Annotated in this window: 15 protein-coding genes and 1 tRNA gene; 5 read left to right on the top strand and 11 right to left on the bottom strand. The window is 40.5% G+C overall.

The annotated features are described in order from the left end of the window. Positions 1-292: 292 nt before the first annotated feature. On the bottom strand, positions 293-2,035 hold the full coding sequence (gene argS, locus CWB77_RS15085; RefSeq protein ID WP_055013070.1) for an arginine--tRNA ligase: 1,743 nt from the start codon (positions 2,033-2,035) through the stop codon (positions 293-295). A gap of 62 nt (positions 2,036-2,097) precedes the next feature. Continuing rightward, positions 2,098-3,687, bottom strand: a complete 1,590-nt coding sequence (prfC, locus tag CWB77_RS15080) for a peptide chain release factor 3 (protein ID WP_138623432.1) — start codon at positions 3,685-3,687, stop codon at positions 2,098-2,100. Between the two features lie 347 nt (positions 3,688-4,034). On the opposite strand from prfC, the gene CWB77_RS15075 reads away from it, so the two are divergent. After that, on the top strand, positions 4,035-6,692 hold the full coding sequence (locus CWB77_RS15075) for an ATP-binding protein (RefSeq protein WP_055013071.1): 2,658 nt from the start codon (positions 4,035-4,037) through the stop codon (positions 6,690-6,692). 3 nt (positions 6,693-6,695) lie between these two features. On the opposite strand, the gene rimI is transcribed toward CWB77_RS15075, so the two are convergent. The 6 genes from rimI to guaB all read right to left on the bottom strand — a co-directional run bounded on the left by rimI (position 6,696) and on the right by guaB (position 13,023). Further along, on the bottom strand, positions 6,696-7,160 hold the full coding sequence (gene rimI / locus CWB77_RS15070) for a ribosomal protein S18-alanine N-acetyltransferase (protein WP_171043283.1): 465 nt from the start codon (positions 7,158-7,160) through the stop codon (positions 6,696-6,698). Continuing rightward, the gene (locus tag CWB77_RS15065; protein WP_109874210.1) at positions 7,147-7,431 is read right to left on the bottom strand and encodes a hypothetical protein; all 285 of its coding nucleotides are present in this window, start codon (positions 7,429-7,431) and stop codon (positions 7,147-7,149) included. Before CWB77_RS15065 ends, rimI begins: the two co-directional genes overlap by 14 nt. A 65-nt stretch (positions 7,432-7,496) precedes the next feature. Next, positions 7,497-7,573 (bottom strand) — tRNA-Trp (locus tag CWB77_RS15060). A gap of 236 nt (positions 7,574-7,809) precedes the next feature. Further along, positions 7,810-9,408 (bottom strand): response regulator, encoded by a 1,599-nt coding sequence (locus tag CWB77_RS15055; protein WP_249931441.1) that lies wholly within the window; start codon positions 9,406-9,408, stop codon positions 7,810-7,812. Between the two features lie 462 nt (positions 9,409-9,870). After that, entirely contained in the window at positions 9,871-11,448 is a 1,578-nt protein-coding gene (guaA, locus tag CWB77_RS15050; protein WP_055013073.1) for a glutamine-hydrolyzing GMP synthase, read from the bottom strand. Between the two features lie 105 nt (positions 11,449-11,553). After that, positions 11,554-13,023: an IMP dehydrogenase gene (guaB, locus tag CWB77_RS15045; protein WP_008110278.1), complete on the bottom strand. Its 1,470-nt coding sequence runs from the start codon at positions 13,021-13,023 to the stop codon at positions 11,554-11,556. 134 nt (positions 13,024-13,157) lie between these two features. On the opposite strand from guaB, the gene xseA reads away from it, so the two are divergent. Beyond that, the gene (xseA, locus tag CWB77_RS15040; protein WP_138623430.1) at positions 13,158-14,492 is read left to right on the top strand and encodes an exodeoxyribonuclease VII large subunit; all 1,335 of its coding nucleotides are present in this window, start codon (positions 13,158-13,160) and stop codon (positions 14,490-14,492) included. Positions 14,493-14,507: 15 nt separating this feature from the next. Here xseA and CWB77_RS15035 read toward each other — a convergent pair whose 3' ends face one another. Together CWB77_RS15035 and cysE are read right to left on the bottom strand one after the other, a co-directional pair. Then, the gene (locus CWB77_RS15035; RefSeq protein WP_128583356.1) at positions 14,508-15,152 is read right to left on the bottom strand and encodes a hypothetical protein; all 645 of its coding nucleotides are present in this window, start codon (positions 15,150-15,152) and stop codon (positions 14,508-14,510) included. A gap of 17 nt (positions 15,153-15,169) precedes the next feature. After that, positions 15,170-15,988 carry a serine O-acetyltransferase gene (cysE, locus tag CWB77_RS15030; protein WP_010387694.1) on the bottom strand — a complete coding sequence of 273 codons (819 nt, stop codon included), beginning with the start codon at positions 15,986-15,988 and terminating at the stop codon, positions 15,170-15,172. Positions 15,989-16,314: 326 nt separating this feature from the next. Here cysE and CWB77_RS15025 point away from each other — a divergent pair, with 326 nt between their 5' ends. Further along, a complete protein-coding gene (locus CWB77_RS15025) occupies positions 16,315-16,722 on the top strand; it encodes a hypothetical protein (protein ID WP_033102840.1) in 408 nt (135 codons plus the stop codon). A 1-nt stretch (position 16,723) separates the two neighbouring features. Beyond that, the gene (locus CWB77_RS15020; RefSeq protein ID WP_138623429.1) at positions 16,724-17,038 is read left to right on the top strand and encodes a helix-turn-helix transcriptional regulator; all 315 of its coding nucleotides are present in this window, start codon (positions 16,724-16,726) and stop codon (positions 17,036-17,038) included. Positions 17,039-17,110: 72 nt separating this feature from the next. Here the strand turns inward: CWB77_RS15020 and CWB77_RS15015 are convergent, their stop codons facing one another. Continuing rightward, complete coding sequence (locus tag CWB77_RS15015; protein WP_138623426.1) at positions 17,111-19,993, bottom strand: M16 family metallopeptidase; 2,883 nt, start codon at positions 19,991-19,993, stop codon at positions 17,111-17,113. 249 nt (positions 19,994-20,242) lie between these two features. Between CWB77_RS15015 and CWB77_RS15010 the strand changes: the two genes are divergently transcribed. After that, positions 20,243-21,199 (top strand): methylenetetrahydrofolate reductase, encoded by a 957-nt coding sequence (locus CWB77_RS15010; protein ID WP_138623424.1) that lies wholly within the window; start codon positions 20,243-20,245, stop codon positions 21,197-21,199. Positions 21,200-21,220: the final 21 nt, after the last annotated feature.

Here is a 21,220-nt window from a genome sequence, read left to right as displayed (position 1 = left end):
AGGTTCTAGGTTCTAGGTTCGTCAAAAGTTTATAAGCGCTCTGTAATACGTGTCACACTTTCCTAGTGCCTAAAGCCTATTTATTCCTAGTACCTTGTTACTTTTGTATGTGACTTAGGCTAAATAGTTTTACCAACGCAGCTAAAGCGAACTACACGCAGCAGACGCTCACCTAAGTAGTTTAGTCTAAGATAAGGCGGACACTCGACTTATCCCTATGAGCATACGTAGTTGTATGTGATTAGGGTCAGTCGAGTGGACAACGCAGTATTAGATTAAAATACGACGGTGATTACATTTGCTCCATGACTTCGATACCTAGTAAATCCAATCCTGTGCGCAGCGTATCTGCCACTAAATTACACAATACTAAACGGCTATCACGAACACTTGGCTCTACGCCCTCTTTAAGTACTGGGCAAGCTTCGTAGAATGTCATGTATAGGCTAGCTAGTTCGTATAAGTAACCACATAATACGTGCGGTGTGGCTTCATTGATCATCAGATCAAGAACTTCTTCTAACTGCAATAATTTAAGCGCGAGAGTTTTCTCTTGTGGCTCAATAATGCTCACATCAGCCTTTAAGCTTGCAGCGTCAACACCTGACTTACGGAAAATACTGCGAACACGCGTATACGCATATTGTAAGTAAGGGGCTGTTGCGCCTTCAAAACTTAACATGCTGTCCCAGTTAAAAATGTAATCGCTGGTACGATGCTTAGAAAGGTCTGCGTATTTAACCGCGCCAATACCCACTTTACGAGCAATTTCACTACGATCTTCGTCAGATAAATCTGATTCACGCTCAGCGAGTTTGGCTGCTGCGCGAGTAATTGACTCTTCAAGTAAATCAGCTAATTTTACCGTGCCGCCTGTACGGGTTTTAAATGGTTTACCATCAGCGCCCATCATGGTGCCAAATGGGCAAAACTCGTAACTGGTTTCATCACGTAACAAACCGGCTTTACGCGCAGTAAGCTCTACTTGATTAAAGTGAAGGCTCTGGCGCGCATCAACAAATATCAAAATACGCTCAGCGCCTAGTTTGTTTGAACGGTAATCACACGCGGCTAAATCTGTGGTTGCATATAAGAAGCCGCCACCCGATTTTTGTACGATAAACGCTGAAGGCTCACCGTCTTTATTCGCCAGCTCATCTAAAAATACCACCTGTGCGCCTTGCGACTCTACTGCAATATTTTTATCTTTTAATAAGCTTATAATATCGTTAAGTTCACTGTTATAAGCACTCTCAGCCATAATGTCGGCAGGCGTAAGGGTTACGTTTAAACGCTTATATACTTCCTCAGAGTGCTTCACTGAAGTGGCAATAAATAGTTTCCACAGTTTTTCACAGTGTGCGTCGCCACTTTGCAGTTTAACTACGTAGTTACGTGCTTTATCGGCAAAGCCTTCTTCGTCATCAAAACGCTTTTTAGCATCGCGGTAAAAAGTTTCTAAGTCAGCAAGCGCAACAGTATCTAAGTCAACACCTTGGTTAATTTGATCTTCTAAATGCGCAATCAACATACCAAACTGTGTGCCCCAATCACCCATGTGATTTTGACGAACAACGGTATCGCCTCTAAATTCAAGTGCGCGTACTACCGCATCACCAATAATAGTTGAGCGTAAATGACCTACGTGCATTTCTTTTGCAAGGTTCGGCGATGAGTAATCAACCACTACTTTTTGTGGTTTGGCGTGCTCATTTACTGCAAGTTTTGCGTGGTTATTAGCGGCTTGTACGCTTTGTGCTAAAAACTCTGGCTTTAAGTGAATATTAATAAAACCAGGGCCAGCAATTTCAGTTTTTTCGGCAATGTCGCTTACATCTAACTGATCAATAATTTTTTGCGCCAATTCACGCGGGTTACTTTTCATTTTTTTAGCCGCGCCCATCGCGCCATTAATTTGGTAATCACCAAACTGTGGGCGTGTGCTTTGCGTAACTGCTGGGTTAGTATCTTCTGGCAGGCCTGCGGCGGTCATAGCGGCAATGGCTTTTTCTACTAAAATAGTACGAATATTCATTATATTATTTACCTTTATAAGCCCGCCAAAGCAGGCTTTGTGTTAATTCTAGTGGCTAAGTGTTAGTTTTCACGCGTGTGGTTAAATGTCACTTCAGGGTAACGCTCAGTCGACAAGTTAAGATTTACACGACTCGGTGCGATATAAGTTAAATTATCGCCACCATCGAGTGCTAAGTTGCTTTCGCACTTACGCTTAAACTCTTCAAACTTTTTAACATCATCACAGCTAACCCAGCGGGCTGTATTTACATTAACGCTTTCGTAAATTGCATCAACGTTATATTCAGCTTTTAAACGCGCTACAACCACGTCAAACTGCAACACACCTACCGCACCTACAATTAAGTCATTATTAATTAATGGTCTGAATACTTGTACTGCGCCCTCTTCTGAAAGCTGTACCAATCCTTTTAATAACTGTTTTTGTTTTAATGGATCGCGCAGACGAATACGGCGGAACAATTCAGGGGCGAAGTTTGGAATACCGCTAAACTTAATTTTTTCGCCTTGGGTAAAGGTATCACCAATTTGAATCGTACCGTGGTTATGTAAACCAATAATATCACCAGCGTAAGCATCAGCCGCACGCTCACGATCGCCCGCCATAAAGGTTACCGCATCAGAAATACTGACTTGTTTACCGATACGCACATGATTCATTTTCATGCCTTGGCTATATTTACCCGACACAATACGCATAAAGGCAATACGGTCACGGTGTTTTGGATCCATGTTGGCCTGAATTTTAAATACAAACCCAGTGAAGTTTTCTTCTGTGGCTACAACTTGGCGGTCTTCTGTCTCACGTGGTAATGGGGTTGGCGCCCACTGAGTTAACCCATCTAAAACATGATCTACACCAAAGTTACCAAGTGCGGTACCAAAATACACAGGCGATAACTCACCCGCTAAGAATAGATCTAAATCAAATTCGTGTGATGCACCAATAACTAGCTCTAGTTCATCGCGTAACTGCGCTGCAAGTTCACCACCAATGGCTTGGTCAAGCTCAGGGTTATCGAGCCCTTTAATGCTGCGTACTTCTTGAATAGTGTGACCTTGACCTGTTTTATATAAAATGGTCTCTTCGTTATGGATATGGTAAACACCTTTAAACTCTTTACCACAGCCAATTGGCCAAGTAACAGGTGCACAGGCAATATTTAGCTCTGTTTCTACTTCGTCAAGTAGTTCCATTGGGTCGCGAATATCACGGTCACATTTATTCATAAAGGTAACAATAGGCGTGGTACGCAGGCGTGTTACTTCCATTAGCTTACGGGTACGTTCTTCTACACCTTTAGCAGCATCAATTACCATTAAACACGAATCTACCGCGGTTAAAGTTCGGTATGTATCTTCAGAGAAGTCTTCGTGTCCTGGGGTATCAAGTAAATTAACTAACGCATTGTTATAAGGAAATTGCATTACAGAAGTAGTAACAGAAATACCACGCTCTTTTTCCATTTCCATCCAATCAGACTTAGCATGCTGATTAGAGCCACGGCCTTTTACCGTTCCAGCTTTTTGAATTGCTTGTCCGAATAACAATACTTTTTCTGTGATAGTGGTTTTACCCGCATCCGGATGCGAGATGATCGCAAAGGTACGGCGTTTATTAATTTCGCTAAGGAGATTTTGGTCTGCCATTAAAAAGGTTCTTTTAGTTGATATACGGATGTATTTGTATTTTAGTATGCTGAGCTTTCAAGGCTAAAAACAAGCTAACCTCTAAAGCTCAACATACCCCAACAAGAACCCAAATTAGCTCTTGTGACGCTATCCGTTAAGTTAATCGTAATTAAAGACTATTTTCGCTGATCTTGGCTTTATAAACAATCAATGGTTGGTTATTAACGGATCTTTTTTAAGTTTGGTGTTTTCAGCGATTATTAACAATAACGCTATAAATTGCCCACTAACTTAACACCAAGCTTGAGTAATAGTGCTGTAAATCATATTATTGGTCGATTACATGGAGGATTTGATGTTGGGTAATGAAAACCAGTAAGCTAAGTATTCGATTATTATGGTATATAACTCCACTGGTTATACTGCCATTGTTATTTTTAGGGGGCTTTACGCTCACTAATGTGACCAACTCTACGCAAAAGCAGGCCGACTTGATTATGAGTCGCTTTGTAGAACAACAACAGCAAAAAGTATTCAACTATATCGATTCTTTTCATGCAACGGCTAAGTTACTCTCTGCTTCACCGGTACTAAGTGACTTTTTAGCTAAAGATTTATTTGAAGACGCCAGCTATACCTATCGGCTTGGCGCGTTAATGGACGTATTTGCCAGTTACAGTGAAGCCTACCCTGACATTATTAGTATTAACTTAGTCTCAAAAACCGGTAAAAGTGACGCCTATTACTCCAGTAATTTAACCGTAGCGCCCAAATCCTACCCATTTTTTGATCAAGTAAAACAAAGTAATTTAAGCCAGCAGCAGTTTATGGTGCAAAAAGAAGATGGCACCACCAACTTATACTTTGTACAGCGCATATATAGCGTCGACTATTATTTAAAACGCCCACAACAGCTAGGCTTTATTATTCTTAAAGTCGACCCCTCTATTTTAAACACCAGCATTTTAGAAGCGCCTTATAACAACACCTTAAATTTGTTACTGGCCAACGATGGTAAAATTTTATTTAGCTCCGATTATAAAATGCGTGGCCACTATGTCAGCGAGTATGAACTAAATAAAATTAACGATTTAGCGGATATAGGCAGCTTATCAACCATTGAACTTTCAAGTGTTGATAAAATAGAGCGACTGATTTTTGCAGCCCAAATGAGTGGCGGCTACTATTATGTGTCGACCATTCCAAAAGCAGTATTGTATCAGTCAGGCAAAGCAATTAGTGTGATCACCGGGCTAATTGTTATTATTTCTGTGATCACCCTACCAATCTTAATTTTTATTGTGGTGCGTAATTTACTGCTTAACCCAATAGAATTATTAGGTGAAGCAAGTCATCGCGTTGGTGATGGCGACCTCTCTGTTACACTCCCTGCATATACTACAGATGAAGTAGGAATACTGTTTAACGACTTTAATCACATGATTAACCAAATTAAGCATTATCAACAGCAACTAGAAGAATATAAGCATCACTTAGAAGACAAAGTAGAAAGTCGGACTAAGGCGCTTGAGTCGATGAACAGTAAGCTTGAAACCGCCATCGCCCAAGCAGAACAAGCAAACCAGCTTAAAAGCCGCTTTTTAGCCAATATGAGTCATGAAATTCGCACTCCGCTTACAGCCATTATGGGATTTACAGAGCAACTACTGCATAGCGAAAAACCAACCAATGACAAACATCATTTAGGCACTATTCTACGTAACTCAAAACATTTGTTAGAGCTTATTAATAACATTCTCGATCTTTCAAAAATTGAAGCCGAAAAACTCGCGGTTGAGCAAACGCCGTTAAATGTTGTACAACTTATTCATGATGTTGAATCAATCATTAAACCTCTAGCACAAGAGAAGCAGCTGTCATTTACAATTAATTATGCACTTCCGCTACCGCATACTATTAATAGTGATATTACTCGCTTAAAACAAATACTGATTAATATTGCCAGTAATGCGGTTAAATTCACTGAGCAAGGTCAGGTTACAATAACCGCTAAATACCAAGCACCAAAAACGCTTACCTTTGTTATTGAAGATACCGGCATTGGTATGTCGTCAAACCAAATAAAACGATTATTTACGCCATTTGAGCAAGCCGATGCTACAACGACACGTCGGTTTGGTGGTACGGGGTTAGGGCTGTGTATTTCAAAAAACTTAGCTCAGTTACTAGGTGGTGATGTAAGTGTAACCAGTGAGGTGGGTGTGGGTAGTTGCTTTACCATCGATATAGATTGCCATTTGCATAATAGCCTTGGCGGCAATTTATTATTAACCGAGCATTCTCAACTAACACCAGAAAAGGATCCGCAGCTATCTTTTGCTAGCAACAGCTTTGATGCGCATATTTTGGTAGCAGAAGATAACCCCGATAATCAGTTACTGATTAAATTGCTATTACAAACATGGGGATTAGAGCCCGATATAGCCAACAATGGTGCACAAGCTGTAGAAATGGCGTTGGTAAACGACTACCAGCTTATAATCATGGATATGCAAATGCCGGTTATGGGCGGCTTAGAAGCAACTAAAATGCTCAGAGATGCGGCCTATGATGGCCCAATTATCGCTCTGACCGCGAATGTGATGAATCATGATATTGATACTTACCTTGAAGCAGGCTGTGATAAAGCGCTGGGCAAACCCATTGATAAAGACGCACTAGAAAATGTATTAGTCAGCTATTTACACCTTGAACGTGATAACCAAAACAAGTGGGATAGCTTATTGAAGAGTGAGAAGTTTCAGCAAATAAATGCTAATTATTTAGCAAGTTTACCTGATTATTTACAACAGATAAAAGCACTATATAACAGCCGTGACTGTGAGACATTACGCGCCCTTGCCCATAGTATTAAAGGCAGCGCTGGTTGTTTTAACTTTGATGAAATTTACCAAAGCGCCTCAGCGGTTGAACAAAGCTTAAAAGGCAATGATATGCCACAAAGAGAAAAACACGTTGCAGAACTTATTGCCGCAATAGAGCAAGCCATCGCTAATAAGTAATCGTTAAAAATTTAAACCCAGTGCCATGCCCATTAAAATCGCGTCTTCAAAGCCGTTTTTATTGGGTGCGTCACTGGGGTAATAATTTTTACGTACAGACATTTCAATAAAGCCTGCTCGTTCATACAAAGCAATAGCTCGTGTATTAGATTCGCGTACTTCTAAAAATAAGTTTTCGGCGCTTTGTTGCTCACCATACGCTATAAACTGCGTTAATAACTGCTGAGCAAATCCTTGTCCCTGAAAGCTTGGGGCGACACAAATATCCATTAGAGTAAAATCGGGTCCTGCTTTTTCACCAATATAAAAACCTATCATTTGCTCTTCATCGAACGCCGCTAAATTAAAATAACGTCCCTGCAAACATGATTGCATTGTTTTTAATGTCCAAGGATGTGTGTGGCAGCTGGTTTCAATGGCCATAAGCTCATTGGTATTCTCATCGGTAACCGATTTAAAGTGTATCAAGGTGTTCACTCATTAATGCCCATAACGCACGTTTTTGTGCACTGGACAGGGAAGAATCAGGCAAGCCTAATTGTTGCTCATTAAACTCAATAGTTGATGACTTAACAATCTTGTTAATTATTACAGGCGCAAACGCACGCTCAATATCATCTTTTAACGTATCACAGAGTGTTAACGATGAATTAGCTGACTGCTCTAATGGAGCTGGGCGAAAGTGTTGATTAAGTTCAAGCTTTTCTATACCAAAAACAGATGCGTAACGTGAATGCATAACGACTCGATGGAATTAGTAAGTTGAATAATATATGAAGTAATCAAAACGATGTAAAGAAGAAATGGCAGGGGCGGAGAGATTCGAACTCCCAACCGTCGGTTTTGGAGACCGCTGTTCTACCAATTGGAACTACGCCCCTGCAATGACGATGAATTATAAAGACCTTTTGACAAAGGTAAAGTAAAAATTCAACTTTTTGGTTTGTTTGCTTTTTAAATAAACAAAACGGCGAATTAGCATGCTAATTTATGGTTTTTCACTTTTTAACAACTATTATACTATTCAGTCTCAATTGCTTGTAGCGTCTTAGCTCACTCAATAAAACTAAAGCGGTTATGACTTCAAACTTGCCATTGCGTAATTGCCTGTAGACACTTAAGTTTTATTTACTTTTAACTTTTTCAGCTCCTCTGTAATACTCAAAAGTGTTAGTGGCTTAGGCAAAACCGCATTCGCACCACACGCAATTAACCGTTCAGCTTCGCTGCCAACTGTGGCACCTGTTACGCCAATAATGGGATTAACAAAGCCTTGCTCGCGCAGTCTAACAGTTAACTCGTAGCCATCACAATTTGGCATCATGATATCCGTGATGACTAAATCAAAATCGCCTGTGCTTGCCTGATTTAAACCAATAATACCATCCTCTGCTTCAGTCACTATCGCGCCATTTTGGGTAAGGATCTTACTGGCTATCATACGCAGCATAGGTGTATCTTCGACTAGCAGTATTTTTAGGTTTTGCAGTAATTCGAAATCATCCACTTTTACTGAGACTGCATCATGCTCATCAACACTATGCAAAACAAAGACTAACTCAAAATTAGCGCCACCGTTTTCGCTACTAATATAACTTAAATCTCCATCCTCCAAAGTGTTAGCTATTTGCTTGCAGATATTAAGCCCCAGCCCAGTACCTTCACTCAATGTATCGCCACGTTCAAATGCATTAAACATCTTATCTCGAAATTTAACATCGATACCTTTACCATCATCAATAACATTAATACGATAATGGGTTTTATCATGGCTTAAGGATTCGGCTGATTTCATTACAGTAACTGTGCTGCCACCACTATGTAATATCGCATTCTTAATTAAGTTCTGAATAATTTGGAAGATAGCTTTAGTGGAGCCTATATGATGCTCTGTAACTGCTTTTTTTGCTGAGAAGTTAATAGTAAAATTATACTTTTCGGCTAAAGGCTTTACTCCTTCGATCGCCCGTTCAACGGTATCATGAACCGATATAGTTTCATTATTCTTGTACACAGCTAAGGTAGCACTACTAGAGGACGTCTTCATATCATCCAACACACATAGTAAGTGGCTGGATAACCGCTGCAACTCTAAAATATTTTTCGAACAGTTTTGCTCAAGCTCAATATCTATTAGCATTTTTATGGTTGCAGCGGGTGTTCGCAACTCATGCCCAATGACTCCATATATTCGTTCATTTGTATCTAATTGCAATTGAGTTTTATCGACTAATGCTTGATAACTACTAAGAAGGTAATAAATTAAGATGGAAAGAACGATAGTGCTAAACACAACGCGTACCACAATCGCCGTGGTTTGGGGCTCACCATTGGCAAGTAACATTAATGGCGTAATATTTAAGATACACATGCAGATAATACGCGTTTGACCCTTTAGGACGAGCACTAACACCACCACAAACAGCGGAGCTAAACTAGCTGGGACAACACCATTTACCAAAATAATAAAGGGAAAAGCCAAGGTAATCAAAATAGCCAATAGAGTTAACAAGCGTTGTCGAATTTTTTTAAAGGTAATAGCGCTTAATGCACATAACTCCCACACAGCAATTATCATTAATGACAATGTATTATTCGGCAACTCAAGTATAAATAAGCTAGCTGCAGTTAACAATCCACCCACACACAACAACCAAAGGATGAAAAGTTGCATTTGCTCTTCGAACCTATTTACCGCTGACTCATCAGTTCTCACAAAACCCCTCATTACCCTATATCAAATTGCGACCTAATAAGAAACTATCAAAGGTTTAGGATGGTATTTAACAATCCCCTTCTCCAATAAAAACGCTTTTACTCTTCCCCTGTATTAATACATTTTTTTTATTAATTTTTAGCTAGTTGCAACGGGAGAGCTTAAACTGCAAATAGGGACAAAATTATATTCTCATACCTGAGTTGTTTGATTTTATTTATAGTATAGAACTGTTTTTTAATTTAGCAGCTCTTTTTACAATGTCTATAACCGCAGTTTACTGAGCTTATTTAATGCTATGAAAGTTTAAATTGTTATTTTTACGCTGCTACAAGCGTGACTTTTTTGATAAGGTTTTGCTTAGAGGTGTTTAGCTGGGTGTTTTTGTGGTTGGATGGTGATTAAAAAGTTGAGCTCAATAAGAAAAAGCAAGCCATTAAATTAATGGCTTGCAGCATACAATTATTCCCACTCGATAGTTGCAGGTGGTTTACCTGAAATATCATAAACAACACGTGAGATACCGTCGATTTCATTAATGATACGGTTTGAAACCACACCTAAGAACTCATACGGTAAATGTGACCAACGCGCAGTCATAAAGTCAATGGTTTCTACACAACGAAGTGAAACAACCCAATCATACTTACGTGCATCACCCATAACCCCTACCGACTTAACCGGTAAGAATACAGTAAACGCTTGGCTTACTTTATGGTAAAGCTCTGCTTTGTGAAGCTCTTCAATGAAAATAGCATCAGCGCGGCGAAGTAAATCACAGTACTCTTTTTTGATTTCGCCAAGTACACGCACACCTAAACCTGGCCCTGGGAATGGGTGGCGGTAAAGCATGTCGTACGGTAAACCTAGCTCTAAACCAATTTTACGTACTTCATCCTTAAATAACTCACGTAATGGCTCTACTAAGCCCATTTGCATATCATCTGGTAAGCCGCCCACATTATGGTGCGATTTAATTACGTGTGCTTTACCAGTCGCTGAAGCTGCTGATTCGATTACGTCAGGGTAAATTGTACCTTGGCCTAACCATTTTGCGTTTTTAAGCTTTTTAGCTTGCTCATCAAATACGTTAATAAACGTATGGCCAATGGCTTTACGCTTATCTTCTGGGTCTGATTTACCAGCTAAGTCATTTAAAAATTGATCTTCGGCATCTACTTTAACAATGTTTAAGCCAAACTTATTGCCAAACATATCCATAACTTGCTGGCCTTCGTTTAAACGAAGTAGCCCGTTATCAACAAATACACAGGTTAGTCGTTCACCAATAGCACGGTGAATAAGCATAGCTACAACCGATGAATCTACACCGCCTGATAAGCCTAAAATAACTTCGTCGTCGCCTACTGTTTCTTTGATACGCTCAATGGCGTCATCAATGATTTTTGCCGGCGTCCATAATTTTTCACAACCACAAATATCAATAGCAAAACGCTCTAGTAAACGTTGACCTTGATGTGTGTGCGTTACTTCTGGGTGAAATTGTACGCCGTAAAAGCGTTTTTCTTCGTTAGACATTGCCGCATGTGGGCAAGTAGATGTTTTAGCTGTGGTATTAAAAGTATCTGGAATTTCCATTACTTTATCACCGTGGCTCATCCACACATCTAGTACACCATTGCCGCCATCAGTAATATGATCTTCAATGGCATCAAATAATGCACAGTTACCCACTTTTTCAACTTGCGCGTAACCAAATTCTTTTTTATCTGAGCTATGTACACGGCCGCCAAGCTGTGTTGCCATAGTTTGCATACCGTAACAAATACCAAGTACGGGTACGCCAGCATCAAATACATACTCAGGAGCACGCGGGCTATTTTCAAGCGTAGTTGATTCTGGGCCACCAGAAAGGATAATACCTTGTGGGTTAAACTCGCGAATTTGCTCTTCGGTTACATCCCAAGCCCAAAGCTCACAATAAACACCAATTTCGCGCACGCGACGGGCGATTAACTGCGTGTATTGTGAACCAAAATCTAAAATGAGGATTCGTGAATCGTGAATGTCTTTGCTCATGAAGTATCTCGTAAAGTCAGGTGCTAAACGCCACCAGCTTAAGCTGTGTGACTATATTAGGGCTAACAAAGGTTAGCCCACTTATTTCAAGTTGTTAAAGGCTGATTAGCCTAAACGGTAGTTCGGTGCTTCTTTAGTGATTTGCACATCATGAACATGCGACTCACCCATACCAGCAGAAGTTACACGTACAAACTGTGGTTTAGTGTTTAGCTCTTCGATTGTGGCACAACCGGTTAAGCCCATTGCACTGCGAAGACCACCCACTTGTTGGTGAATAATTGTCGCAATTGGCCCTTTATAAGCAACACGACCTTCAATACCTTCAGGTACTAACTTGTCAGCTTGGTTTGATTTTTGGAAGTAGCGATCTGATGAACCTTCTTTTTGATCCATCGCACCTAGGCTACCCATACCACGGTAAGACTTGTAGTAGCGACCTTGATAAAGTTCAACTTCACCTGGTGCTTCTTCAGTACCCGCGAGCATAGAGCCAACCATTACACACGATGCACCCGCAACCAATGCTTTTACAATATCACCAGAAAAACGAATACCGCCATCGGCAATCACTGGAATATCGCGACCTTTAAGGCCTTCAACCGCATCTGAAATGGCTGTTATTTGTGGTACACCACAACCAGTAACAATACGTGTAGTACAAATAGAACCTGGGCCGATACCTACTTTGACAGCATCAACACCGGCATCTGCAAGGGCAATAGCACCTTCGGCAGTTGCCACGTTACCCGCAACAATTTGTAAGTCTGGGTAAGCTTGACGAGTCGCTGCAACACGGTCAATAACACCTTGAGAGTGACCATGAGAAGTATCGATTAGTAGTACATCAACACCGGCTTCAACTAATGCAGCAATTCGCTCATCAGTGCCTGCGCCAACGCCTACCGCAGCACCTACACGTAAACGGCCTTGCTCGTCTTTACATGCATCTGGTTTGTCTTGTGCTTTTTGGTAATCTTTTACGGTGATCATGCCTTTAAGTTTAAACGCATCATCAACCACAAGAATCTTCTCAATGCGGTGTTCGTGCATTAAGCTTAAGATATCTTCGCGAGCAGTTCCCTCTTTAACCGTTACTAGGTTTTCTTTTTTCGTCATCACTGTTGAAACCGGCTGTTCAAGCTTAGTTTCAAAGCGCATATCACGACTAGTTACAATACCTACAAGGTTATTTTCGCTATCGGTGACCGGAAAACCTGAGAATCCCTTTTCCTGAGACAATTCAACAGCATCTGCAATAGTCAGATCGGCGGTTACTGTAACAGGGTATGAAACAATACCTGCTTCATAGGTTTTAACTTTACGAACATTTTTCGCTTGTTCTGCAATGGTCATGTTTTTATGAATAAAACCAAGACCACCTTCCTGCGCGAGGGCAATAGCTAAACGAGCTTCTGTAACAGTATCCATAGATGCTGAAATGAGCGGCAAGTTAAGTTTGATACCACGCGTTAAGCGAGTTGAAATATTTGCCGTGTGTGGCAAAACAGTAGAATGACCAGGTACTAAAAGTACGTCATCAAAGGTAAGAGCTTCTTTAGCGATTCTAAGCATTTTGGCAACTTCTCACATGTGGATCTAAGATAAGGAATTGCGGCCAAATTTTAACAGCGTTGTAGGCACTAGTAAATAATATTTTGTATTTATTTATGATAAGCTAGATTTATAAATGTTTTTTGGTAGTTTTTATGTTTTCTAAGCCCTCGCAAACGGTTTATACCGTATCTCGCCTTAATCGTGAAATACGTGCCTTACTTGAACAAGGTTTTGCGTCTTTAGTGCTCACTGGTGAAATTTCTAACTTTATTGCGCCTGCTTCTGGGCATTGGTATTTTTCGTTAAAAGACGATAAAGCGCAAATTAAAGCCGCCATGTGGCGAGGCAATAATCGCAACCAAAGTTACCGACCAATTAACGGTGCACAAGTAACCGTTAAAGCACGTGTATCGTTGTACGAACCCCGTGGTGACTACCAGCTTATTGTTGAACATATGGAGCCTGCCGGCGAAGGGCAACTTAAGCAAGAGTTTGACGCGCTAAAAATGCGTTTGGCTGCAGAGGGCTTATTTAGCTCCGCTTATAAAAAACCCCTACCCCAAAACATAAATCGCATAGGGGTGATCACCTCACCTACAGGCGCCGCAATTAAAGATATTTTAACAGTACTAAAACGTCGTGCGCCGCAATTAGAAGTCGTTATTTATCCTGCGATGGTGCAAGGCAAAGAAGCGCATGGCCATTTAATAAAGCAAATAGAGCTGGCAAATTTACGTAATGAGGTCGACGTTATTATACTCGGGCGCGGCGGTGGTTCATTAGAGGATTTATGGTGCTTTAACCATGAACAACTTGCTCGCGCTATTTATCAAAGCGCACTACCCATTGTGAGCGCTGTTGGCCATGAAATAGATACCACAATTAGCGATTATGTCGCTGATGTACGCGCAGCAACTCCTTCTGCAGCCGCAGAGCTCGTAAGCCCCAATACACAAGAGCTACATAATAGGGTTAATCAGTTAATTAATCGTTTAGCGAATGCATTTAAACACGACATTGCCGATAAACGTGCACTAGCCATACAGTTGCAGCACCGCTTAAATTTATGCCACCCGCGCAATCAGCTAAACCAAAAATCACAACGCTTAGATGAGCTGAGTATTGCACTGCAACAGGCAATGCGTCAGCGTTTATACCAGCAAGAACGCGTGTTAGCTAATTTAACTCCACGCCTAATGCGCCAATCACCAGATAAAAAGCTAGCAAATGCAAACTATCAGTTAGCACAACTCCATGCAAGGCTAAACCAAGCTATCCAGCAGCAACTACAACACGCAAATAATAAGCTTGCCTTACAAGCGAGTCGGCTTGATTCGGTTAGCCCCCTTAATGTATTAGCGCGCGGTTACAGCATTACTAAAACAGCAGAAAATAAAGTGGTTAAATCAGTGGAAGATGTAAAAGTGGGTGATGTGTTGATCACTGAGTTAGTAGATGGCCAGGTTACTTCAAAGGTAGAAGCTTAGCCATATTGCTAAGCGCTAGCCTTGTGTACTTACGGTAAACTCAATACGGGCATCGTTAGATTGAGATGCACTGAGTTTAAATTGCTGCCACCAAGGTTCAAGATGAAGCTTATCGTTTAGCTCGCGCCATAATTTAGCTCCATAATTAACGGCATGTTGGTTAATGGTAAGCTCAAACTTACAAATTGTTTGCTTACACTTTAGCGCTGTAAGCTCAGCGCTATCTGCAAACTCATTAATAATTAAAAAGTCAGTTAACGCGACTTCAAGCTCGTAACTCCATTCGAGATTATCAGCCTCTTGTTCAAACTGTATTGCGAGCTCATCATCAAGCTCTACACTTTCTGATTGATTTAACTTTAACTGTTGTTGAGACTGCTTAAGCTGGATTGATTTTTTTTCAAGCCGCTGATTAAGCTCAACCACATGTTGTGCTAGCTGAGTTTGTTGATCAGCCTCTTGGGCTTTATTAACCTGCACTAGGCCTTGCAAAGTAGTTGGCTGATTATTGACTTGAGTGTTAGCCGAAGAGATTACAGCTTGTTTGGGCGCTGAGGAAACACGAGTGGAATCTTTAAAAAACAAAAAGTAACCACTTGCTAACGCCACGCCTGAAGAAAAACAGAGCAGCATAGCCACAAGGTTACTTTTATATATCATTTCTAGGTACTCAAAAATTAAAGCATTGCACTGGTGTGCGATTCGTTTTCTGGCTCGGGGTATTCTAAAAAGTTTTGGTTCATACTTTCTGCCGGGCACTCACAATCAGGGCGACCAATAATTTTTGCAGGTACGCCAACAGCAGTTGTGTGAGGCGGCACAGGGCTTAGTACCACAGAGCCAGCACCAATACGTGCACCCTCGCCTACTTCAATATTACCCAACACTTTAGCACCCGCACCAATAAGTACGCCCGCTCTGATTTTAGGGTGGCGATCGCCTTGCTCGTTACCCGTACCACCTAATGTAACCGATTGTAATATAGATACGTTATCTTCAATTACGGCGGTTTCACCAATAACAATACCAGTGGCATGGTCAAACATAATGCCTTGGCCTACTTTACAGGCAGGGTGAATATCAACCCCAAACACCTCTGAGGTACGGCTTTGAATAAAGCGTGCAAGCTCTTTACGGTTTTGCTGCCATAAGCAGTTTGCTAAACGGTGTGCTTGAATCGCGTGAAACCCTTTTAAGTTTAAAATCACAGTAAGGTAGGTTTCGGCTGCAGGGTCACGATCTTTTACTGCTTTAATATCATGAGCAACATGTGTCAGCATGCGGTCACACTTTACAAAAGCTTGGTCAAACAACTCACGGATTGTAAAAGCAGAAACCACAGCATCAGCTAGTTTATTAGCAACAATAAAACTCAATGCCGACCCTAAGCACTCATGATTTAAAATACACGAATACACATGGCTCGCTAAAAGGGGTTCACGAGTTACTACTTCATTTGCTTCGCTACGAAGCTGTTGCCAAATTTCATGACGCATAATAATGCCTTAAGTTAGTACAAAGAGCCTACCGCTAATTCTAACGGATTTAGCCGCCTAGGTGTTAATGCCTTTGTTATTTGTTCTGGTTATTAGATATAACCAGTTAAGTTTCAGGTTTATATTACTTTTTTAAAGCTAGAGCATATGACAGCTAGGCTGATTTAGCTATTCATACAAAAATAAAATAAGTTAATAAAAATCAGTAAATAACAACATATGACAGCACGTGTGTCATGTGCCAAAATAGCCACTGGCGTACTGCTGACGGCGTAAAAAATAATAATAAACGCTAAATTAGCATCATCAACTCAACAAGGATAACGATGATGAAAAACGACATATTAAATACAAAAAAATTAGGCTATAAATTTTACTTTCAAGATGGCGACAATCAAATAGCCTGTTTTGGAAGCTACTTTACAGGTAAAGAAGAAGTCTATATTAACGATGACTTAGTTAGCAGTAGACGCAGTGTTAATATAAAAAGCTCACACAAATTTGATTTTGAAAACTCGCAGTACCAAGTGAAGTTTGACATGCTCAATATACTGACAGGACGACTTGAATGCACTCTTTACAAAGATCAAGAAGTGCTTGCTAAGCAAGTTCAAAGTAGTCTTCCTAGCGATCCTAAAAAAGCGGTTTTTTTTATTCTAGGTTGTGCATTAGGTGGTGCAGTATTTGGCTATACCACAGCAACAGTCGTAGAGCTAATTGTAGGGAAACTTTAACATGCAATTAAACCCTGCAACGGTAAAGTCACTTAGACACACATTCGATTGGACACAACAACAGCTTGCCGATGCCTGTGATGTAAGCTTGCGAACCATTCAACGAGTAGAAAAAGAAGGTGCAGCTTCAAAAGAAACCACCATGGCCTTATGTGCGGTATTTGAAGTACGCCAAGGTGAGCTTATTAAGCTTGATGAAAACAACCAAAATGATGCCAATAACAGCCCATCTAAAAGTTTTATTGCAGGTTTGATTATTAGCTCTGTTATTAGTTTTGCCCTTGGTGCAGCCTCAGTACTATTAGTTAGTAACTAATAAAATATAAAAATGCCCCAATGCTTACGGCACAGGGGCATTTTTTAGTACTTAAGAACTTAAGAACTTAAATTATTGAAATACTTTATCCACTTTCACTACTTCAATATTTTTTGCAGGAATTGCTAATTTATAATCAGCAATTACCTTATCTTCAGCCACTAACTCGGCAGGCTTATCGGTGTTATACACCATAGGCGAGGTTTGCATAGTTGCTAAACGCTTTTGCATATCTTCACCATCACCGGTAACAAACACATAGTGAATATTCTCAGTTTGTAGGTTGTCTTTAATCACGCGATTTACATCGTCAACGCTTAATGTTTTCAGTTTGCTTGTGACGTAGTTTACAAAGCTGTCGGTGTTATAAAACTCGCTATCTAGCGCATAACCTAACTGACGATTTTGACTAGCAACCATTTGCGGCACAAAGTTAATTAAAAAGTTACGCGTGGCTTCAAAATCAGCCTCGGTCATGCCATTTTTAATTAGCTTATCTAGCTCAAATAATGCGGTACGAGTAGCAAAATGCGCATCGTTGTTTGAGCGCAGTGGACGCAGCCACACTTGGAATATTTGCTCAGAGCGCCCTAAGTTTGCATCCGGTTTAGTTTGAAACATACCTCTAGGGAAGTATTCAATGTAGGCGTAATCACCATAGTTCATACCACGGGTTTGACGAATACGTTCGTACAAGTAACTGTTAGAACTACGATGCTCACCAAAGTAAGAGCGCACTAACCACAATGCAGTCCAGTCTTCGCTGCTACGAATGGTATCAATAGGAAAGCCAAACGATACAGCCGTTGATTGCGCTGACTTTTCAACAATTGTTGCATGATGACCTTCAAGCACTGGCGCATCAGGGATTGTTAAGCGGCTTTGTTCGCCTTTTGGAAGTGTCGCCAAGTCAGCTAACATTTGTGCTTTAAGTTTTTCAGGCACGGCACCAATTAAACCCACAGTAAGTTTAGCTTGTGTAAGTTCAGCATTATAAAACGCTTTAACATCATCAAGGGTCAGTGCTTCTAAATCTGATAAGTCACCGTAGTTATAGCTTTCATAAGGGTGGCCTTTATAAAGCACGCTGTAGAGCACTTCTTTACCCAACTCTTCGTCGTTAGAAGCTTTTAAACCCGATTTAATGCCATCGATCATTTCTTTTTTCAGACGTTTAAAGTCATCTTCTCTAAAGCCTGGGCTTAACAGCTGCTCACTCACTAAGGCATACCACTGAGCAGCATTATCTTTATGAATACGCCCTTGGAACGACAGCATTTCTTTATCTATTTGATAACCAAAGCTACCCGCCAGTGGGTACATTGCCTTTTTAATATCTTTGTAACTCATTGAGGTTGAGCCACCTTGCGCCAGCATTGCGGCAGTTAAAGCCGCTACGCCTTTTTTACCCTGCGGATCGGCAGCGGCACCGGTATTAAATAATAAGTTAATATCGATTAACGGCGAGCTATTAGTTTTATCAAGCACTTTAAAGATTGGCTTACTCGGTACTTGCTGATATTTTGCTACCAATGCATTTAAATCGCTTTCTTGTTCAAAACCAGGGGCTTTATCAAGTGCCGACATAGTAATTGTGGTGCGGGCATTATCAACAAAATACTTATTTGCAACGGCTCTAATATCTTCGCTAGTGATATTGTCTGCCGATTTATACAGCTGATTAATTACCTCAGGATCGCGCTCAAAATGCATATAGCTGGCAAGTGTAGAGGCAATTGCTTGCGACGAATCTAAACCATTTATAAAACTGTATTTAAGGTTAGACTTTAAATCGCTGAGTTTTTGGCTATCCACCAACTCAGTGCGTGCTTTAGCATAAGTACGGTTAATGGCATCACGCACTGTGGCTAAATCATCGGCATTTTCAACTTTTACAAATACATGCAGTAACCCTGGATCTTTTGTCTCTGGGTTATAGGTAAACATTTGACTCGCGATTTGCTTTTCTACTATCAGCTCTTGGTAAATATCTGAATTGCTCGAAAAATAAAGCTGCGAGAGTAAATCTAATGCGGCTCTGTCTTTTTTCTGAGGCTCCCATGCAGCGCCTTTATACGACACAAGTAACCAGTGACCAGGTAATCCTTCGTTTTGCTCATGCACATATTTTGGCGCTTGTTGAGTTGGCTCTTTTGGAATATCAGCAACATAGTCGCCTTTTTGCCAGTTACCCCAGTGTTTTTTAACCATCGCCATGGTCTCTTTTGGATCAACATCACCAACAATCACAAGCGATACATATTCAGGCTTATAAAACTTATCAAAAAACTCTTTACCGTAGGCCATTTGATCTGGCATAGCTTCAATGTCTTCAAAAAAGCCCATTGTAGTGTGTTTATAGGTATGTTTTTCGAACGCTTCTTGGCGTACCGCACTTAATAATTTACGAATTGGACTGGCGTTATTTTTTAAGTACTCGCCTTTAACCGTTAGCGCTTCCGTTCTAAATTGTTCTTCGGTGTAGCTTAAGTTTTGAAAAATATCAGCTTCAATCTCGAGCACTTTATCAAGGTGTTGTTTTGAAAAATTTAAGTGGTAGTTAGTGTAATCGTTAGTTGTGTAGGCGCGGTTATCAACCCCTGAATTTTTTAAAATATCTGAATACACATCTTGCGGAAACTTTTCAGAGCCTTTAAACATCATGTGTTCAAAAAAGTGAGCAAAACCAGTTTTACCCGCTTCCACTTCATTACGCGAGCCAACAGATACAGGTATTTGTAGCGATACTACATCTGGGTAATCGGTTTTAACTACCATCACACGTAGGCCGTTATCTAGCTCTTCTATTAGGTAATCTTGTGAAAAAACACGCTCATCTGCTTTATTAACTTGTTCTTGTTGAGCTGCTGTTTGCGTGTTTTGACTTTGCTGCATAGCACAACCGGTTAAGGCCAGCGATACCGCTAGGCTAGTTGCCAATAATTTAAATTTCATTGTTATCCCTTTTTAAATTGAGCAATTTTTAAAACATTTACCAAACTAAGTATGCCGTAAAGTAATTAAATATAAGAGCCCTAAGCCTATTAATTATGTAAACAACTGTGTCAGTTATTGCTGGTAACTTGGTTTAACTATGAAAATAATTCACGTTAATTGAGAAACTTTCAATAAATAAATCTATCTAGACGTCTAAATGGCTGCTATATTAAATCCATCATCACAAATTAAGCTGGAATGGGGATTATGGCTTTATCACTTCAAGAAAAAATACAGGACACCAACCAAGGTGTTTACCTAATTGGCACAACACCGCCAAAAATTGGGACTGATAAAGCGCAATTAACAGTCATTGCCGAAAAGTTATTAGGCCGTTTACACGAAATTGAATATGACGGCGTAATTATTTATGACATTCAAGATGAAAGCAGCCGTACAGAGCAAGCGCGTCCATTTGCATTTAAGCAAACAGTTGATCCGCGCGAGTACAGTCAACTCTTACGAGGCTTATCTGATCTTGATGTAATTACTTATAAAAGTGTAGCTCAGCGCGGTGTGAGTGAGTTTAAAGCGTGGTTAGATGAAACTAAAAATGACTACGATTTAAAAAACGTGGTGCTAGTGGGTAGCCCATCATCAGCGGGCGATATAAAGCTGAGCTTACCCAATGCCTACAAAACATTGGCAGAGCAGTCAGATGACTTCTTTTTAGGTGGCGTTACCATTGCTGAGCGCCATGCCAATAAGCGCAACGAGCACCAACGCTTAATAGAAAAAACAGCACAAGGGTGCCAGTTTTTTATCTCTCAAGCCGTGTACAACGCACAAGCAACTATAGATTTAATAACCAGTTACGCGCGCACATGCAAAGCACAAGGCCTGACACCTAATCGGATTATATTAACCTTTACGCCTTGTGGTGGTGAAAAAACCTTGGAGTTTATGCAGTGGCTAGGCATCTCAGTGCCAGAGGCAACTAAATGGCGCATGCTTGATTCGGAAAATACATTAAGCGAATCGGTGCGTATTTGCCGCGAAAATCTCGATTCAATTTTAAAAAGCTGTGCGCACTTAGGTGTGCCACTGGGTTTAAATATTGAAAGCTTAACCAACCGTAAAGAAGAAATAGACGCATCAATTAACTTATACCGTTTATTAAAAGCCACAATGGAACTCAACCTTGCGGAGAAACTAATAGCTTAATTGCGGGGTTCGGGGTTCGGG

Source organism: Pseudoalteromonas sp. S1610 (genome assembly GCF_005887465.1).
Lineage (GTDB): Bacteria > Pseudomonadota > Gammaproteobacteria > Enterobacterales > Alteromonadaceae > Pseudoalteromonas > Pseudoalteromonas undina.
The sequence above is the reverse complement of the archived record's forward strand: the minus strand, read 5'-3'. Positions and strand labels throughout refer to the sequence as shown.

What these genes read in the sequence shown, in the direction of transcription:
- argS (WP_055013070.1), bottom strand. Translation starts at nt 2,035, where the DNA reads ATGAATATTCGTACTATTTTAGTAGAAAAAGCCATTGCCGCTATGACC.
- prfC (WP_138623432.1), bottom strand. Translation starts at nt 3,687, where the DNA reads ATGGCAGACCAAAATCTCCTTAGCGAAATTAATAAACGCCGTACCTTT.
- CWB77_RS15075 (WP_055013071.1), top strand. Translation starts at nt 4,035, where the DNA reads ATGAAAACCAGTAAGCTAAGTATTCGATTATTATGGTATATAACTCCA.
- CWB77_RS15065 (WP_109874210.1), bottom strand. Translation starts at nt 7,431, where the DNA reads ATGCATTCACGTTACGCATCTGTTTTTGGTATAGAAAAGCTTGAACTT.
- guaA (WP_055013073.1), bottom strand. Translation starts at nt 11,448, where the DNA reads ATGAGCAAAGACATTCACGATTCACGAATCCTCATTTTAGATTTTGGT.
- guaB (WP_008110278.1), bottom strand. Translation starts at nt 13,023, where the DNA reads ATGCTTAGAATCGCTAAAGAAGCTCTTACCTTTGATGACGTACTTTTA.
- xseA (WP_138623430.1), top strand. Translation starts at nt 13,158, where the DNA reads ATGTTTTCTAAGCCCTCGCAAACGGTTTATACCGTATCTCGCCTTAAT.
- CWB77_RS15035 (WP_128583356.1), bottom strand. Translation starts at nt 15,152, where the DNA reads ATGATATATAAAAGTAACCTTGTGGCTATGCTGCTCTGTTTTTCTTCA.
- cysE (WP_010387694.1), bottom strand. Translation starts at nt 15,988, where the DNA reads ATGCGTCATGAAATTTGGCAACAGCTTCGTAGCGAAGCAAATGAAGTA.
- CWB77_RS15025 (WP_033102840.1), top strand. Translation starts at nt 16,315, where the DNA reads ATGATGAAAAACGACATATTAAATACAAAAAAATTAGGCTATAAATTT.
- CWB77_RS15020 (WP_138623429.1), top strand. Translation starts at nt 16,724, where the DNA reads ATGCAATTAAACCCTGCAACGGTAAAGTCACTTAGACACACATTCGAT.
- CWB77_RS15015 (WP_138623426.1), bottom strand. Translation starts at nt 19,993, where the DNA reads ATGAAATTTAAATTATTGGCAACTAGCCTAGCGGTATCGCTGGCCTTA.
- CWB77_RS15010 (WP_138623424.1), top strand. Translation starts at nt 20,243, where the DNA reads ATGGCTTTATCACTTCAAGAAAAAATACAGGACACCAACCAAGGTGTT.